At 63.7% G+C, this 17,463-nt stretch carries 11 protein-coding genes; 5 read left to right on the top strand and 6 right to left on the bottom strand.

Features of this window, described 5'->3' with window-relative positions; genetic code table 11:
* Positions 1-70 precede the first annotated feature (70 nt).
* The 5 genes from ACO07C_RS20035 to ACO07C_RS20015 form a co-directional block, all read right to left on the bottom strand.
* Positions 71-3,244 carry an efflux RND transporter permease subunit gene (locus ACO07C_RS20035; protein WP_421915895.1) on the bottom strand — a complete coding sequence of 1,058 codons (3,174 nt, stop codon included), beginning with the start codon at positions 3,242-3,244 and terminating at the stop codon, positions 71-73.
* Positions 3,245-3,328: 84 nt separating this feature from the next.
* The gene (locus ACO07C_RS20030; protein ID WP_421915894.1) at positions 3,329-4,504 is read right to left on the bottom strand and encodes an efflux RND transporter periplasmic adaptor subunit; all 1,176 of its coding nucleotides are present in this window, start codon (positions 4,502-4,504) and stop codon (positions 3,329-3,331) included.
* An 806-nt stretch (positions 4,505-5,310) separates the two neighbouring features.
* Positions 5,311-6,441: a patatin-like phospholipase family protein gene (locus ACO07C_RS20025; RefSeq protein ID WP_421915893.1), complete on the bottom strand. Its 1,131-nt coding sequence runs from the start codon at positions 6,439-6,441 to the stop codon at positions 5,311-5,313.
* 93 nt (positions 6,442-6,534) lie between these two features.
* Positions 6,535-7,317, bottom strand: a complete 783-nt coding sequence (locus ACO07C_RS20020) for a 3-hydroxybutyrate dehydrogenase (RefSeq protein ID WP_421915892.1) — start codon at positions 7,315-7,317, stop codon at positions 6,535-6,537.
* A gap of 228 nt (positions 7,318-7,545) precedes the next feature.
* Positions 7,546-8,634: a citrate synthase/methylcitrate synthase gene (locus ACO07C_RS20015; RefSeq protein WP_421915891.1), complete on the bottom strand. Its 1,089-nt coding sequence runs from the start codon at positions 8,632-8,634 to the stop codon at positions 7,546-7,548.
* Between the two features lie 91 nt (positions 8,635-8,725).
* Here ACO07C_RS20015 and ACO07C_RS20010 point away from each other — a divergent pair, with 91 nt between their 5' ends.
* Entirely contained in the window at positions 8,726-9,865 is a 1,140-nt protein-coding gene (locus tag ACO07C_RS20010; RefSeq protein WP_421915890.1) for a citrate synthase, read from the top strand.
* A gap of 43 nt (positions 9,866-9,908) precedes the next feature.
* On the opposite strand, the gene phaR is transcribed toward ACO07C_RS20010, so the two are convergent.
* Positions 9,909-10,520: a polyhydroxyalkanoate synthesis repressor PhaR gene (gene phaR, locus ACO07C_RS20005; protein ID WP_421915889.1), complete on the bottom strand. Its 612-nt coding sequence runs from the start codon at positions 10,518-10,520 to the stop codon at positions 9,909-9,911.
* A gap of 297 nt (positions 10,521-10,817) precedes the next feature.
* On the opposite strand from phaR, the gene ACO07C_RS20000 reads away from it, so the two are divergent.
* The 4 genes from ACO07C_RS20000 to ACO07C_RS19985 all read left to right on the top strand — a co-directional run bounded on the left by ACO07C_RS20000 (position 10,818) and on the right by ACO07C_RS19985 (position 17,336).
* Positions 10,818-11,996 carry an acetyl-CoA C-acetyltransferase gene (locus tag ACO07C_RS20000; protein ID WP_421915888.1) on the top strand — a complete coding sequence of 393 codons (1,179 nt, stop codon included), beginning with the start codon at positions 10,818-10,820 and terminating at the stop codon, positions 11,994-11,996.
* 90 nt (positions 11,997-12,086) lie between these two features.
* Positions 12,087-12,812: an acetoacetyl-CoA reductase gene (gene phbB / locus ACO07C_RS19995; RefSeq protein ID WP_421915887.1), complete on the top strand. Its 726-nt coding sequence runs from the start codon at positions 12,087-12,089 to the stop codon at positions 12,810-12,812.
* 712 nt (positions 12,813-13,524) lie between these two features.
* Positions 13,525-16,923, top strand: a complete 3,399-nt coding sequence (locus ACO07C_RS19990; protein WP_421915886.1) for a helicase-related protein — start codon at positions 13,525-13,527, stop codon at positions 16,921-16,923.
* Positions 16,924-16,949: 26 nt separating this feature from the next.
* The gene (locus ACO07C_RS19985; protein WP_421915885.1) at positions 16,950-17,336 is read left to right on the top strand and encodes an RNA-binding S4 domain-containing protein; all 387 of its coding nucleotides are present in this window, start codon (positions 16,950-16,952) and stop codon (positions 17,334-17,336) included.
* The last annotated feature ends 127 nt before the right edge of the window (positions 17,337-17,463 follow it).

Genomic DNA, 17,463 nt, shown 5'->3' with positions numbered 1-17,463 from the left:
TTCCCGGCAACAATGCGAAAGGCCGCCCGGTTGTTCCGGGCGGCCTTTCGTCATCGATCGGAGGCAGGTTCTATTCGGCGGCCTTGGTGAACGCCGCTGCCGGCTCGACACCGCGTCCCGGCGTTTCGGTCGATGCCGCGCCGTCCTTGCCGCGCCGGAACAGCCGGCTGAACCAGCCGCGCCGTGCGCCTGGCTTCACCTTGGCGCGGGTGAACACCATCAGCATCGACGGCGTCACCACCAGCGTGAGGATCGTGGCGAAGGACAGGCCGAAGACGATCGCGGAGGACAGCGAAATCCACCACTGCGTCGACGGCGCGTTGATCGTCGTCTCGTGATGGAAGATTTCGAGACCCAGACCGAAGGCAATCGGCAGGACACCGAGGATCGCCGACACCGCCGTCAGCACCACCGGCCGGGCGCGTTCCCGGCAGGTCTGCAGCACCGCGTCCATCTTGTCCCAGCCCTCCTCGCGCAGCCGGTCGTAGGTGTCGATCAAGACGATGTTGTTGTTCACCACCACGCCGGCCAGCGCTATGACGCCAATGCCCGACATGACGATGCCGAACGTCTCACCTGTTATCAGCAACCCCAGGAAGACGCCGATTGTCGCCATGACCACGCAGGACAGCACAAGCCATACGCTGGTGAACTTGTTGAACTGCGCCAGAAGCACGAGGAAGATCAGGAAGATCGCCGCGCCGAAAGCCTTGCCGAGGAACGCGCTGGCCTCCGCGCTGTCTTCGTTCGAACCGGCAAGCTTCCAGCGTATGCCGCTGCCGAGGTTCATGTCGGCGACGGCCTTCGTGACCTCCTGCTGGACGGCCGCGACCTGCGCGCCGGCCGCGACATTGGCCTGCACCACCACCGTGCGGGCGCCGTCGATGCGGTTGAGGGTGCCGACGCTCGGCTTGGCCTTGCGGACCACGAAATTCGAGATCGGCACCGACCCTTGCGAGGTCTGGACGCGCAACTCGTCGAGCGTCGACAGGGTGCGCCGGTCCTCCGGCAGCCGTAGCCTTATATCCACCGCCTTGTCGGCGCCGGCAGGGCGATATTCACTGAGCTTCAGCCCGTTGGTCACCAGTTGAACCACGGTTCCCACCGAGGTCGGACTGATGCCGTATTGCGCTGCCTTGGCACGGTCGACCTCGATTGCCCAGTCGACGCCGGGCGGCGGCAGGCCGTCGGAGATGTCGATGACATCCGGCACCTTGGCGATGCGCGCCGCAACCGCGCGTGCCTTGTCTTCAAGGCCCTTCGGGTCTACCGCGGAAAGCCTGATCTGGATCGGCTTGCCGGTCGGCGGGCCGGCTTCAGGCACCCGCACTTCAACATCGACACCGGGAATTCCGGCCATGACGCCGCGAAGATCGTTGAGGATCTGATTGGCGGACTTGCGCTCGCGCCAGTCGACGAACTCGTACTGGATGACACCGACGACATCCTCGGGAACATCGCCGCCGCCGCCCTGCGTCTTGCCGACACGGGTGTAGACCGATTTGACTCCGGGCCAGCCGAGCAGCCTGTTCTCCGCCGTCTTGGTCGCCGCATCCATTTCGGCCAGCGAAAGGTTGCCGCGGGCATGTACATAGAGAAGGCCGTAATCGGGTTCGACGCTCGGGAAGAACTCGACGCCGGCACCGTATTTCGAATAGGCGAAACCGATACCGAACAGCAGCGTGACCGTGAGCACGAGCACGGTGATGGGGAACCGCACCGCCTGCTTGACAACAGCCATGTACCAGCCGTCGCGATTGCCGTCGTCATGATGCTGCGGCGCCTTGGCGAAGATCGCCCCCAGCGTCGGCGCGAACACCAGCGCATAGAGCATCGAGGCCGACAGCGTGACGATCAGCGTGATCGGCATGTACTTCATGAAGTCGCCGATGATGCCCGGCCAGAACAGCAGCGGCGAGAAGGCGGCAATGCGCGTCATCGTCGCGGCGATGACCGGGCCGGCCATGCGCTTGGCGGCAAGCGCGAAGGCTTCCTCCTTCGGCATGCCCTCGCTCATGCGCCGTTCGGCGAACTCGGTGACGATGATGGCGTCGTCGACCAGCATGCCGACCGCCAGGATGAGGCTGAACAGCACGATCATGTTGATCGTGTAGCCCATCATGGCCAGGAGCAGGATGCCGATCAGGAATGACGAGGGAATAGCGAGGCCAATGAGTAGCGAGGCCCGGCCCGACAACGCGTAGAGGATGACGATAAACACCAGGATGACGGCGATCATCACATGGTTCTGCAGGTCGCCCAGCAGCTGGTTGACGAAGACCGACTTGTCCTGCGTGTAGGTGACGTTCATGCCTTCCGGCATCGTCTTCACAAAAGCGTCGGACACTGCCCGCACCTTGGTCAGCGTATCGATCAGATTGGCGCCGATGCGCTTCTTGACTTCGATGGCGATGGCCGGCTTGCCGTTCAGCCGCGTGATCGTCGTGGCATCGGCGAAGGTCGACCGGATCGTCGCGATATCCTTGGCTTGGACCACCGCATTGGGACCGGCGACCACCGGCAGGGCCGCCACGTCCTCCGGTGTTTCGATCAGCGACGGCACCTTAACCGCGTATTTGCCCTGGGAACCCTCGATGTTGCCGGCAGCGACGAGGCTGTTGGAAGCGCTTACGGCGCCGATCAACTGATCGAGCTGCAGGCCGTACGACGACAGCTTCATCGGATCGATGACGACTTCGACGAGGTCGTCGCGCGAGCCCTGAAGCGAACCCTCGAGGACGCCTGGCACTTCCTCGATCCGGTCACGCAGCTCACGCGCCGCGGTGGCCAGCACGCGCTCGGGCAATTCGCCCGACAGCGTGACGACAAGCACGGGAAATTCGGAGATGTTGACTTCGGTGACGACAGGCTCCTCGGCCGCCTGCGGCAGGTCGGCCTTGCCGTCCTGCACCTTGCTGCGCGTGTCCTGCAAGGCGGTCGCCAGATTGGTCTGCGGCTGGAACTCGACCAGCACATAGCCGCCGCCCTGGAAGGCGGCCGAACGCATCTCCTTGAGCCCTTTCAGGCTCTTCAGCTTGCTTTCCATTGGCCGCAGCAGCAGCCGCTCCGAATCCTCGGGCGAAATGCCCTGGTAGATCAGGCTGACATACATCATCGGAATCGGAACGTCCGGTTCCGCTTCCTTCGGCGTCGACTGATAGGCGAGCGCGCCCGCGATCAGCAGGAAGATCAGCACCGAGATGGTCAGGCGCGCATTGTTGATTGCGAGTTTGACGATATCCATGAATTTGCCTGCTATGAACCTTGGGGGGCTGCACGGCAGCCGGTTTCGTCGCCTCGGAACCTTCTTAGGTCCGGATCAACGGACCTACTGTGTGCCGGCGGTGGCTTCGCCCAGCAGCTTCTTGATGGTCGCCTGGTCGGCATCGACGGCCTTGACCATCTCGCCTTCCTTCACGAGTTCCTGGCCGGCAACGATAATGCGTGCCTCGGCCGGGATGCCGCCCAGCACGAGACCGGTCGGCGTGTCGTCGACGAGGTCGATCGGGAAGAACACCACCTTGTTGTCCTTGTCGACCGCGCGAATGCCGAGGTCGCCCTTGTCGCCCAGCGTCACCACCGAGCGCGGCAGCAAGATCGCGTCCGTCGGCAATGCGCTGAGCGCGATCTCGGCGGTCATGCCGGCGGGAATTGTGCCGTCCGGGTTGGGGATCGCGATCTCGACCCGGAACGTGCGGGTCGCCGAGGATGCATCCCGGCTGATGTATCGCACGGTGCCCTTGACCGTCTGGTCATTGACCATGCGGACATCGGCTTCATCGCCGATCTTGACATAACGCAGATCGCGCTCGCTGATCTCGCCACGGGCGATCACCGGATCGAGCTTGAGAATGGTCGCCACCTCGCCGCCCTGCATGACGGAACTGCCGAGTTCCACCGGCACACGGTCGATGACGCCATCGAACGGCGCCTTGACCTCATTGCGGTCGAGCTCGGCCTGCGCGGTGTCCAGCTGGGATTGCGCCAGGGTCAGGTTGGAGCGGGCGGTGTCGAGCTGCAGCTTTGGCAGATTGCCTGTCTTGGCCAGCCGCTCCGAGGCATCGAGCTCAGCCTGGCGCTGGGCCACCAACTGCTTGGCGTTGTTTACCATCGAGATCTTTTCCTCGGCGGCGAGCATGAGCACCAGATCGCCTGTCTTGACGTGATCGCCTTGCTTGACCGGCAGCTTTTCGATGACGCCACCGACGCGTGTGGCAAGCACGGCGCGCTTGTCGGCTTCGGTCAGTCCGGAAATGCGGATGGCTCGCGCATAGGTCTTGCGCGGAGGCATCACCACGGCGACGGTGCGCAGTGGCGCCTTCGACTCGGCTTCCCCTGTCTTCGGCTTGCTCGCATCCGGCGTCTTGCCTTGCTCGACCTCAGCGGCCTTGGCCTTGTTCGCCGCCACGCTGCCGACGGACGAAAACTCGCCTGTCAGCATCCATGCGGCGAAGCCGACAAGCACGACAACAGCGGCAAGCTTGTGAAACCTGATTCTCGGCATCGTCATTTTTCCATTGCGCGGGGTTCGGCCAGACCGTGTCCAACAACTGCCGCGTCTTCCAAAGTCAGGCGCGTCGCCGATATGGGTGCGCGCCAAGCCAGGTTCAATTTGCCGTGATCGGCGAAGCGCGCTTCTACATCAAAGTTGCACTGCGATATAGCTGCAAAGTTGCGAGAACATTGCGCCGCCGGCCAGGACTGGCCCGCCGGGGTCAATTCTTAGGCGGCTGCCAAATGGTTCGTCGCGAGCGTGACGCCGACATACGAACTGCCTTCGGCATCCAGCCGGCTCAATCCGTTCTGTCGTCGTGGAGGCTTCGCGGAAGCCTTCCAGGTGCCGCTACCCATTGCAGCCTGGTTCGTTGATCCTCGGCCGGATTTCGTAGGGAGCTTCCCAAACCAGGCCATGCCGGACGCAACAAGGTCTCGCCCAGCGGCGCGCGTCGGATCGGCCAATACTATGTAATTGCTATAAATTTCGGATCAGGCGATCCAGTCCGGATTGCGTCGGATTGACGGCAACCGACATGCCTTCCGTCGAAGAGGTGAATGACGACAGCACCGCAATGCGCACCTGCATCGACTCCCAGGGTCATGGGTGGCATGGCAGCCAGCGTCATGCCTCGATGACACCCCGGACAAACCGGGCCGCGCTCCGGCAGGTTCATTCGTCGCGCCAGCGATCCGAGATGACGGCGTCTGCCTGGCCTTGCTGTCGCTAGAAGCGATTCCGAGACAGGGTGGCAACAGGCGTCAGCATGATTTGCAACTTTTCCTGGCCGACGTCACCTCTGCCCGCGTCAAGCCTCATGCCTGCCGTCTTACCACCTCGGGTTTCAGCCGCGCCGCAAGGAACTCCTTGACCCGCCTGCCCGGCGCCGGGCCACGCACCGGCTTGAAGCCGTCATCAAGCTGGCCAGAGAGATCGAGCGTCGCCGTCTTCCCCACCGCGTCGTAATTCTCCTCCAGCCAATCGCTTGCGGCGGTGCGACCGAGATCGCGCAGATAGGCCAGGAACGCCCACTCGGCATTGACCTTGGACGACGCCGAAAGATCCTTGAACGCCTCGTCGGCATCGATGCGGTGCATGCGGATGTCGCGGTATTCGCCATGTGGCAGGCGGCCGGCGGCGATCAGTTCCTTGACGAAGGCGATCGAGCGGAATTCGCGCAGCAGTCCGGCATTGAAAGTGATCTCGTCAATCCGGTTCTGGATCTCGTTGGCGCTTTTCGGCGTTCCCTCGCGCACCACGGGATTGATCTGCACCAGAAGCACATCCTCGGTCGCGCTCGCCTTGAAGAACGGGTACAGCGCGGGATTGCCGCCATAGCCGCCATCCCAGTAGGGAACGCCCTTGATCTCGACCGCGCGGAACAATTGCGGCAGGCAGGCCGACGCCATCACCGTATCGAGATCGATCTCGCCATCGGAAAAGACCCGCAACTGCCCGGTCTCGACATTGGTGGCCGAGATGAACAGTTCGATCGATGTGCAGGCGCGCACATTGTCGAAATTGATCTCCCTGGCGACCACGTCGCGCAACGGATTGAGGCCAAGCGGATTGGCGACATAGGGCGAGAACACGCGCGACATGGTGTCGAAGAACAAATAGCCCGGCGTGTTCTCGATCGACCAGTTGCCCCAGGCGACATCCCACGGCATGCGCTGTACCGGGCTGAACCGGCCCTTGGCCGCCACCGCGCGCCAGAAATCGTCGAGCTTCCGTCTGGCGCCCTCAACCCCGCCTCGGACGAAGCCGTCGGCCAGCGCCACCGCGTTCATGGCACCGGCACTGGTGCCGGAAACCGCTGCTATGTCGAGCCGCCCGTCCTCCAGCAGCCGGTCGAGCACGCCCCAGGAAAAGGCCCCGTGCGAGCCTCCGCCCTGCAACGCGACATTGATCTTCTTGGTCTCCTCCGCCTTGCCGTCTTTCGTCATGGCGTCGTCCTTTATCTGTCGAGCTCTCTGCTTGAGCCGCTCATCGCTCCGCTTGCGAAACCGGTCCGGGTAAGTTTGAAGAAATCTCAGGCCTCACTGGGCGGTCCAACCGCCATCGACCGATATATGCGTGCCGTTGACCTGTGCCGCCGCGTCCGAGCACAGGTACACCGCCGCCGCCGCGACCTGATCCACCGTCACGAATTCCTTGGTCGGCTGCTTTTCGAGCATGACCTCTCGCACAACCGTCTCGCGGTCCATCTTGTTGGCCTTCATCTGGTCGGGGATCTGCGCCTCGACCAGCGGCGTCAGCACGTAGCCGGGACAGATGGCATTGCAGGTGATCCTCTCGCGCGCAAGCTCGAGCGCGACGGTCTTGGTCAATCCCATGATGCCATGCTTGGCCGAGACATAGGCCGATTTGAATGGCGACGCGACCAGGCCGTGCGCCGACGCGATATTGACGATCCGCCCGCCGCCGGCCTGTTTCATCAGCGGGATCGCCGCCGCGATGGTGTGGAACGCCGACGACAGGTTGATGGCGATGATCGCATCCCACTTCTCGGTCGGGAAATCCTCCACCGGCGCGACATGCTGGATGCCGGCATTATTGACGAGAATGTCGACCGTGCCGAAGACCTCCGCCGCCTTGGCGATCAACGCCCGGCACTCGGCCGGCTTCGACATGTCGGCCTTGATATAGGCGGTCTTGAAGCCATGCTGTCTGGCGATCGCATCGGCGATGGCATGGTCATCGGCCGTATCGGAGAAGGAATTGACGACCACATGGTGGCCTTGGGCCGCCAGCGCATGCGCAATGGCCAGTCCGATACCCGAGGTGGAACCGGTGACTACAGCTGTTTTTCTGGCGATCAAGGCAGAGCCCCTTTGCGGCGCGAGCAGACATAGATGTTGCAGTGCAGCATATATGCCCTGTACGCCGCGAAAACAGCCGTACCGCTGGGTAATGACGTGAAATTTTCGTTATCGGGAGTGCCCCGCGCCCTGTTCACGAAAGCCGGAAATCTCCGACCATCGTGTCCAGGGGCGGCTGCGTCCGTCCGCCCAAGCCCTCACCTCTCAAGGATCGAGGAACGTGTAGCGTCAGGCGACAAGATCCGGCACCGGTCCGACATAGCGCGACTGCGGACGGATCAATCGGCCGGTCACCTGCTGCTCTCGCGCATGCGCAATCCAGCCGGCGACACGCCCGGCTGCGAAGACATTGCTGAACGCCTCCTTCGGGAAACCGGCGGCCTCCAGCAGCAGTGCGGTGTAGAACTCGACATTGGTCTGCAGTGAGCGGGACGGCTTGGCAACGCGAAGCACGTCGAGCGCCGCTTGCTCGACTTTTTCAGCGAAAGCCAGCCGGCGACCGGTCTCGCCCTCGTTGCCAAGCTGGCGCACGACCGTCTTCAGCACGTCCGCGCGTGGATCACGCACCCGATAGATGCGATGGCCGAACCCCATGATGCGCTCGCCTCCGGCGACTTTGTCGCGCAGCCAGCCGGCCGCGTCGCCATGCGCCGCGATCGCGTCGAGCATCTCGATCACCGGTCCGGGCGCACCGCCATGCAGCGGTCCCTTCAGCGCCCCGAGGCCAGCGAGGATGGACGATGTGAGCCCGGCCTGCGTCGAGGCGACCACACGTGTCGCGAAGGTCGAAGCGTTGAGTCCGTGATCGCAGACGGTGACCAGATAGGTGTCGAGTGCCTTCGCCAATGCCGGCGTGGCAGAGGTACCGTTCAGCATCCTCAACATGTCACCGGCATGATCGGCTCGCATGTCCGGCGCCACCGGCCGCGCGCCACGCTGCAGGCGCAGCAAGGCCGGCGTCAACACCGCGGGGGCGGCGATCAGCCGGAGCGCGTCCTCCAGCGTGTCGCCATCCGGCAGGAATGCCATGCCGGCGCGCATGGCGCCGTAGATATCCAGTGAAACCAGCGATGGGAGTATCGGCTCAAGCCGGGTGAACACCTCGCCACGCGCCCGGCCGATCTTTTCGGCCAGCACCGCGTCGCTCTCAAGGTCGTCGAAAAAGCCGTCCAGCAGCAACCGGACCACCTGGCAAAAGCTCCAGCGGCCAGCAACTTCCGGAAGCGAATGACCTCGGATCGTCAGGCGACCGCCAAGACCGTCGACATCGGAAAGTACGGTCTCCGCAGCCACCACATCATCGAGCCCGTTTGCCATAGCTGTCTCCTTGAATGATTTCGGGATCGGAGATAAGGCTGGGCAATCAATTCATCAATCTTGATCAATATAATCAATATCCAGGGCCAACATGTCGGAGTGGCTGTCACGGGAAGAAGCGCTGGCAAGGCTCAAGGTGCGGGCGCAGACGCTTTATGCCTATGTCAGCCGCGGGCATATCGGCATGCGGCCGGACGAGGAAGATCCCCGCCGCAGCCAATATCGTGCCGACGACATCGCGGCGTTGGCGACGCGCCGGGCGCGCGGGCGACGCCCTTCGGCCATTGCCGAAAGTGCGATCGCCTGGGGTGAACCCGCGATCGCCACCTCCATCTCGACCATCCTGCATGGCCACCTCGTCTATCGAGGTCAGGACGCTGTCGCGCTTTCCCATGAGGCCACGCTGGAAGAAACGGCTGGCGTCCTTTGGGCAATGCCAAACCCTGTGCGCTTCCGGTCGCAGCCGACGGATACGCCGCATCAAAGCGGCCGATCGGCTGCCTTTGCGCAACTTGCCTCGCTTGCCGGCGAGGGCCGTACGTCCCTCGGACGCAGTCCCGCCTCTCTCTATGGCGATGCGGCTCACGCGGTTGGGGCGCTGGCTTGCGCACTCGGTGCCGTGCCCGGAACGGATGCCGTGCACAGCCGCCTGGCGCGGGGCTGGTCCGTCGATGAAACGGGCGCGCGGACGATCCGTCGCGCCCTTGTCCTGCTCGCCGATCACGAGCTGAACGCATCGACCTTTGCCGCGCGTGTGGCGGCCTCGACCGGCGCGCCGGTCGAGGCCTGCCTGCTCGCGGGGTTATCGGCGCTCGCGGGCCCGCGCCATGGCGGCGCCGCCGAAGCCGTGATGCAACTGGCAGATGATGCCGCCCGGCATGGGGCCGATAAAGCGATCCGGCGCTGGCTCGATCATGACCGGCCGCTGCCGGGGTTTGGCCATCCGCTCTATCCCGACGGTGATCCGCGAGCAGCCGCGCTGCTCCCCACGATTGATGACGACATCATCCTGTCGTCCCTGCGCGACGCCGCCTTCGCAGCAACAGGCATGCGTCCCAATGTCGACTTTGCCCTGGCCGCGCTGACACGCAGCCTCCGGTTGCCATCCGACGCGCCATTCCGCCTGTTCGCGCTCGGCCGCGGCGTCGGCTGGGCCGCACATGCCGTCGAACAGATAACGAGTGGAAGCCTGATCAGGCCGCGCGGACGCTATGAGGGATTGCTGCCATAGCGGCCTGCCCAGCCGGCAGGCCGGTTTTGTAGGCGGTCAGACTTCACGACATGGTGTCGAGCTTGCGCTGCATGGCGGCGATCTGATCCTTCAGTTCCTGCAGGTCGTCGGACTTCTCCGTCGTTTCCTTCCTCGCAGGCTCGGCCGGGGCCGCGGCGGCGCCGTTCGAGCCGGCAGGCGGGAACGGTGTGAACAAGCGCATCGCGTTCTGGAACATTTCCATGTTGCGGCGGGTCTGCTCCTCCAGCGCCTTGATCGGCGTGGTGATCTTCATCATGTCCAGTGGCGACTTGCCGATCGCCCCCTTCATCTGCTCGCGGAAGCGCTCCTGCTCCTTGGAAAAGGCGATCATCGACTGTTCGAGGAAGCTCGGCACGATCATCTGCATCTGGTCGCCATAGAAGGCGATCAACTGGCGCAGGAACGGGATCGGCAGCATGTTCTGCCCATCCTTGTTCTCGAGTTCGAAGATGATCTGCGTCAGCACGGGATGGGTGATGTCGTCGCCGGTCTTGGCATCCTGGACGGTGAACTCCTCGCCCTTCTTGACCATCTCGGCGAGGTCCTCCAGCGTCACATAGGTGCTGGTCCCCGTATTATAGAGGCGGCGATTGGCGTATTTCTTGATAATGATCGGATCGTCTTTCGCGGCCATCTGCATCCTCCCGGGGACACCGGCATGCCTGAGTAAGCCGCCGGTAACGATTGTGCCTTTTTTTGAGGATATGCGCAAAAGCGTCATAATTCCAAGCAGTTTGTGCAGTGCGGGATTATATATTGCTGCATAGCAGGCGAAATATGTTGCGCAGCAATGCACGGACTGCTGGGGAGGCGATGCGTGGCCTGCTTGCGGCGCATGGGCGCCATGCCCATTTCCGGTTTGACTTGGGTTCTGGAAAGGGCAAGAAAAGTCCTCAACGACAGAACGTCAGCTTGAAGTCTGGAGAAGAAAATGTCCGCTTCCATCGTCATTGCCAGTGCCGCGCGCACGGCCGTCGGTTCCTTCAACGGCGCCTTCGCCGCCACCCCCGCTCATGAACTCGGTGCCGTCGTCATCAAGGAATTGCTGTCGCGTGCAGGTGTCGAGGCCGCCGAAGTCGACGAGGTTATCCTCGGCCAGGTGCTGACCGCGGCCCAGGGACAGAACCCGGCCCGCCAGGCATCGATCATTGCCGGCCTGCCCAAGGAAACCACGGCATGGGGCCTCAACCAGGTCTGCGGCTCCGGCCTGCGCGCCATTGCCCTGGGCATGCAGCAGATCGCAACCGGCGACGCCAAGGTGATCATTGCCGGCGGTCAGGAATCGATGTCGCTTTCGCCGCATGCCGAGCATCTGCGCGCCGGCGTCAAGATGGGCGACTACAAGATGATCGACACCATGATCAAGGACGGTCTGTGGGATGCCTTCAACGGCTATCACATGGGCAACACCGCCGAAAACGTCGCACGCCAGTTCCAGATTACCCGCGACGACCAGGACCAGTTCGCGCTGGCTTCGCAAAACAAGGCAGAGGTCGCGCAGAAGGCCGGCAAGTTCAAGGACGAGATCGTCGCCTTCACCATCAAGGGCAAGAAGGGCGACACCATTGTCGACCAGGACGAATACATCCGCCACGGCGCCACGATCGATGCCATGACCAAGCTGAAGCCGGCCTTCGACAAGGACGGCACGGTGACCGCCGCCAACGCCTCCGGCATCAATGATGGCGCGGCCGGCGCGCTGCTGATGAGCGAAGCCGAAGCTGCCAGGCGCGGCATCGCCCCGCTGGCGCGCATCGTTTCCTGGGCAACGGCTGGCGTCGATCCGGCGATCATGGGCACCGGCCCCATCCCGGCCTCGCGCAAGGCCCTGGAGAAAGCCGGCTGGTCGGCTGGCGATCTCGACCTGGTCGAAGCCAACGAGGCCTTTGCGGCCCAGGCCTGCGCCGTCAACAAGGACATGGGCTGGGATCCATCGATCGTCAACGTCAATGGCGGCGCGATCGCAATCGGCCACCCGATCGGCGCATCGGGCGCGCGCATCTTCAACACGCTGGTCTACGAGATGCGCCGACGTGGCGCCAAGAAGGGGCTCGCCACCCTATGCATCGGCGGCGGCATGGGCGTCGCCATGTGCATCGAAGCACTCTGAGGAGATCACGGACCGGGCGGCGAAAGCCGCCCGTTTCATATCCAGTGCCTGCCAAGCCCGAAAACAGGGCGATATCAAAAGGGGAAATGCATGAGCAAGGTAGCAATCGTCACGGGCGGATCACGCGGCATTGGCGCCGCCATCTCGATCGCATTGAAGAACGCCGGCTACTCGGTTGCCGCCAACTACGCGGGCAATGACGCGGCCGCGGCGAAGTTCAAGGCTGAAACGGGCATCCCCGTCTATAAATGGTCGGTTGCCGACTATGATGCCTGCGCCGCCGGCATCAAGCAGATCGAGGCCGATCTCGGCCCGGTCTCGGTGCTGGTCAACAATGCCGGCATCACCCGCGACGCCATGTTCCACAAATTGACGCGCGAGCAGTGGAAAGAGGTCATCGATACCAATCTTTCGGGCGTCTTCAACATGACGCATCCGCTGTGGAGCGGCATGCGCGACCGCAAGTTCGGCCGCGTCATCACCATCTCCTCGATCAACGGCCAGAAGGGCCAGGCGGGCCAGGTCAACTATTCCGCCGCCAAGGCCGGCGATATCGGCTTTTCGAAGGCCCTTGCCCAGGAAGGCGCGCGCGCGGGCATCACCGTCAACGTCATCTGCCCCGGCTATATCGCCACCGAAATGGTCAAGGCCATCGACGAGAAAGTGCTGAACGAGCGCATCATCCCGCAGATCCCGGTTGGCCGCCTCGGCGAGCCCGAAGAGATCGCGCGTTGCGTGGTGTTCCTTGCCTCGGAAGATGCCGGCTTCATCACCGGCTCGACCCTCACCGCCAATGGCGGCCAGTATTTCGCCTGACATGACGCTCGGCTGAAGGTCTCGGACTTTGGAAAAAGCGGGCACGAGTCCCGCTTTTTCTTCAAGGCCGCCTCCCACGCATCAGCTTCAAAGCCCGGTGGTCCGGTCCGGCACGGAAAGATTAACGGCGACCCCGCCGGCGAACGGAGATAGGCTGCGCAACCTGTGGATTGTCGGTGGAAAACCTGTTCACAACACAAGATGTTGAGGTGAACAAAACATGAAAATCGCTGTTTCGCCGATTCGTCGCCATTTCGTTCCGCCTTTGATCGGAAGGTTAACGATGGAGTGGGAAAAAGCACGAAAACCGGTTAAGACAAATTAAGAAAGATCAACAATTTCATAACCTTGGACAAAGCCGATCGGGCAGGCCGGATCGCTTCCGGGCAATAGTTAACGATGGTGCTCGCCCTGCATGAAACGGGCCAGTTCGGCGATTCAGCATGTGGTAAGAGTCACTGTTTAGAAATCCATATATAGCCGTGAACAAAACCTGAATCTCACCGAGTCAGCGATTCGTCGCTGATTCGTTCCAGACTCGTTCCAACTGTTAATCACAGCTGGAACGAATGCGAGATCGGCGCCTCGGGGCGGGCGTTCGGAACATTCCGCTTTCGCTTCGCGCACGAAATCCCTATGTGTCGCCTGTCACACGCGCCATTCAGGGCGCGCTCCCGACAACGAGAGGCGAGAAAGCCTTATTTCCAGGTCGATGAACATCCAACAAAAACACACCGAGCCGCTGATCCTGTCGGGCCGTGACGTGACCGCCGTGCTTGGGCCGACCAACACCGGCAAGACGCATCTGGCCATCGAACGCATGGTGGCGCACGAGACCGGCGTCATCGGCCTGCCGCTCCGGCTGCTGGCGCGGGAAGTCTACACGCGCGTCTGCGAAAAGGTCGGTGCCCACAAGGTCGCGCTCATCACCGGCGAGGAAAAGATCCAGCCGCCAGGCGCCAGATATTCGGTCTGCACCGTCGAGGCCATGCCGCGCGAGACCGACGCCGCCTTCGTCGCCATCGACGAGGTGCAGCTTGCCGGCGATCTAGAGCGCGGCCACATCTTCACCGATCGCATCCTGCATCTGCGCGGCCGCCAGGAAACGCTGCTTCTGGGCGCGGCCACCATGCACGGTATTCTCCAGCGCCTCTTGAAGGGCGTCTCGGTGGTGACGCGGCCACGCCTGTCGCATCTCGCCTATGCCGGCTCGAAGAAATTGACCCGCCTGCCGCGGCGCACCGCGATCGTCGCCTTCTCCGCCGACGAGGTCTATGCCATCGCCGAACTGATCCGCCGCCAGCAGGGCGGCGCGGCCGTCGTGCTCGGAGCGCTGAGCCCTCGCACCCGCAACGCGCAGGTGGCGCTGTTCCAGTCGGGCGATGTCGACTATCTCGTCGCCACCGACGCCATCGGCATGGGGCTCAACCTCGATCTCGACCACGTCGCCTTCGCCCAGAACCGCAAGTTCGACGGCTATCAGTATCGCAATCTGACGGCGGCCGAGCTTGGCCAGATCGCCGGCCGCGCCGGCCGGCACCTGCGCGACGGCACCTTTGGCGTCACCGGCCAGGTCGACCCGCTCGACGAAGAGCTGGTCAAGCGCATCGAGAGCCATGATTTCGATCCGGTGAAGGTGCTGCAGTGGCGCACCGCCCATTTCGATTTCGCCAGCCTCGATGCCCTGAAGCGCTCGATCGAGACCAACGCACCTGTCGAGGGCCTCACTCGCGCGTTGCCGGCGGTGGATGCGCAGGCGCTCGAATATCTGTCGCGCGACGAGGACATCCGCGCTCTCGCCACCGATCCCGGGCGCGTGGCTCTTCTTTGGGAAGCCTGCGCCCTGCCCGACTACAGGAAGATCGCGCCGGCGCAGCACGCCGACCTCATCGCATCGATCTACATGGACCTCGCCAAGCGTGGCCATGTCGACGAGAACTACATGGCCGAGCAGGTTCGCCGCGCCGACACCACCGAGGGCGATATCGACACGCTCTCCCACCGCATTGCCCAGATCCGCACCTGGACATTTGTGTCGAACCGGCCGGGCTGGCTGGCCGATCAGGCACACTGGCGGGAAAAGACGCGCGAAATCGAAGACAGATTGTCGGATGCGTTGCATGAGCGGTTGACGAAACGCTTCGTAGACCGCAGGACTTCCGTCCTCATGCGGCGCCTTAGAGAAAATACCATGCCCGAAGCCGAAATTAGTTCTACCGGAACCGTCCTTGTCGAAGGCCATCATGTTGGCGAGTTGCAGGGGTTCCGCTTCACCGCCGACCAAAGCGCCGGCGGCGAAGACGCCAAGGCCGTGCGCACGGCCGCGCAAAAAGCGTTGGCCGCGGAATTCGAGGCGCGCGCCGAACGCTTCGGCGCCTGCGCCAATGGCGACATCGCGCTTGGCTCGGACGGTACGCTGCGCTGGATCGGCGCGCCGATCGGCACTCTGGTCTCGGGCGAGGATCCGCTTAAGCCGCGCCTGGTGCTGCTGGCCGACGAACAACTGACCGGCCCGGCGCGCGACAAGGTCGCCGCGCGTGCCGAGCGTTTCGTCAACTTCCAGATCGAATCGCTGCTGAAGCCGCTGGTCGACCTCAAGAATGCCGAGCAGATCACCGGCATCGGCCGTGGCATTGCCTTCCAGCTGGTCGAACAGTTCGGCCTCATCAACCGCCGCGACATCGCCGACGAGATGAAGTCGCTCGATCAGGAAGGTCGCGCCGCACTTCGCCGTCTTGGCGTGCGCTTCGGCGCCTACCACATCTTCGTGCCCGCTTTGATCAAGCCGGCGCCTGCAGGGCTGGTGACGCTGCTGTGGGCGTTGAAGAATGACGGCAAGGACAAGCCCGGCTTTGGCGACGTGGTGCACGCGCTCGCCTCCGGCCGCACCTCGGTGGTCATCGATCCGGCCTTCGACAAGTCCTTCTACAAGCTTGCCGGATACCGCAATCTCGGCCGCCGCGCCGTGCGCGTGGACATTCTGGAGCGCCTGGCAGACCTGATCCGCCCGGCGACGAACTGGAAGCCCGGCCTCGGCCAGCGCCCCGACGGTGCCTATGACGGCCAATCCTTCATGGTGACGCCGCCGATGATGTCGATCCTGGGCGCCAATGCCGACGACATGGAAGAAATCCTGAAGGGCCTTGGCTACCGTGCCGAGCCGAAGCCCCCGGCCGAGGTCAAGGCACGGCTCGAAGCGCAGGACAATGCCGCGCGCGAAGCCGCGGCTGCGAAGCTGGCAGCGGAAGAGGCTGCCCGGGCTGAAAAGGCCAAGGCGGCAGAAGCAGCTGTCACCGACGCCGCCACCAACGCGGAGGCTTCGGCCGAAGGTTTGGAGCCGACCGTTGAGGCTCCCGTAGAAAATGCCGCCGAACCCATCGCGGAAGTGGCGGCAGAGCCTGTAGCGGAAGTGGCGGAAGAGCAAGCGCAAGCCACGCAAGAGGCTGCGGCGGACACCGCCGCCGACGTGCACGCTGAACCTGCGGCCGCTGCCGCGCCTGAGGCGGAGGCGGAAGCCGAGGCACTCGCACCGGCAGAGCCAAGTTCCGAGGCCGCGCCCGGAGTGGAAGCCGTTTCGGGCGCGATCTCCGTCGAACCTGAGGCGGCGGCCGGCGAGCCCGCTACGGAAGCTGAGGCGCCAAAGCCCATATTGTTGTGGCGGCAGGCCCGTTTCGATCAACGTCCGCGCCATCGCGAAGACAACCGCAGGAACAATCGCCCACGCAACGGCCAGGCCGCGCGCGGGCGCGGCGACGCATCGGCCGATGCGGGAGCAACCGGACAGCCGGCGGCTTCGCCCGGTGAGAGACCGGTTCGTGAGGGTCGTCGCGATCAGCGCGACGGCGCCGGCAAGCCGCGTTTCGACCGCTCGAAGTTCAAGCCCAAGCCGCAGGGTGAAGGTGGCGAGCCTCGCGAGGGCAAGCCACAGGGCGAACGTGCCGAGCGACGCGACAATCGGCCGGACTGGAAGGGCAGGCCCGATAACAAGGGTGGTCCACAGGGTGCAAAGCCTGTGTTCCAGCCGAAGCCGCGCGAGGAGCGTCCGGTGCGCTTCGATCCGGACTCCCCCTTCGCCAAGCTTGCCGCCTTGCGCGATCAGTTGAAGAAGTAGGCTGGCTCGCTTCGATGGTTGGTCCAATGGTCGCGAAAGACCGTCAACGCATCGACAAGTGGCTGTTCTTCTCGCGCGCCGTCAAATCTCGCTCGCTGGCTGCCAAACTCGCGGTGGCCGGCCGGGTTCGCATCAATCGCGACAAAGCAGCGCAGGCGTCCGACATGGTCAAGCCTGGCGATGTGCTGACCATCACGCTCGATCGGCGCATCTTTGTCTGGAAGGTTGTGAATACGGGGGTGCGGCGCGGCCCGGCCGAGGAGGCGCGCACGCTCTACGAGGATATGTCGCCACCGCCCGCACCCAAGGAAGAGAGCGTTCCAGACGCAATTCCCGCGCTGCGCGAGGCCGGCAGCGGTCGCCCGACCAAGAAGGAGCGGCGCCAGACCGACCGGTTGTTCGGCGAGGATTGAGCCATTCCGGCGCGCCCGGCGAGGCGGTCATATGGAATTGCATTCCGCAAACGCCGATATCAGCTGCGAAAGCCGCCCTTGCCAGCAGCGGGCAAAGGCGTTACCTCACGAAAAAAGCCCAGCGAAA

The sequence above is a fragment of the Mesorhizobium sp. genome (assembly GCF_965229135.1).
Lineage (GTDB): Bacteria > Pseudomonadota > Alphaproteobacteria > Rhizobiales > Rhizobiaceae > Mesorhizobium.
Note: the sequence above shows the minus strand (reverse complement) of the source record. Positions and strands in the feature narration are given on the sequence as shown.

Bases quoted from the DNA above. Each gene is read 5' to 3' on its own strand.
- ACO07C_RS20035 (WP_421915895.1), bottom strand. From the start codon at position 3,244: ATGGATATCGTCAAACTCGCAATCAACAATGCGCGCCTGACCATCTCG.
- ACO07C_RS20030 (WP_421915894.1), bottom strand. From the start codon at position 4,504: ATGCCGAGAATCAGGTTTCACAAGCTTGCCGCTGTTGTCGTGCTTGTC.
- ACO07C_RS20025 (WP_421915893.1), bottom strand. From the start codon at position 6,441: ATGACGAAAGACGGCAAGGCGGAGGAGACCAAGAAGATCAATGTCGCG.
- ACO07C_RS20015 (WP_421915891.1), bottom strand. From the start codon at position 8,634: ATGGCAAACGGGCTCGATGATGTGGTGGCTGCGGAGACCGTACTTTCC.
- ACO07C_RS20010 (WP_421915890.1), top strand. From the start codon at position 8,726: ATGTCGGAGTGGCTGTCACGGGAAGAAGCGCTGGCAAGGCTCAAGGTG.
- phaR (WP_421915889.1), bottom strand. From the start codon at position 10,520: ATGGCCGCGAAAGACGATCCGATCATTATCAAGAAATACGCCAATCGC.
- ACO07C_RS20000 (WP_421915888.1), top strand. From the start codon at position 10,818: ATGTCCGCTTCCATCGTCATTGCCAGTGCCGCGCGCACGGCCGTCGGT.
- phbB (WP_421915887.1), top strand. From the start codon at position 12,087: ATGAGCAAGGTAGCAATCGTCACGGGCGGATCACGCGGCATTGGCGCC.
- ACO07C_RS19990 (WP_421915886.1), top strand. From the start codon at position 13,525: ATGAACATCCAACAAAAACACACCGAGCCGCTGATCCTGTCGGGCCGT.
- ACO07C_RS19985 (WP_421915885.1), top strand. From the start codon at position 16,950: ATGGTCGCGAAAGACCGTCAACGCATCGACAAGTGGCTGTTCTTCTCG.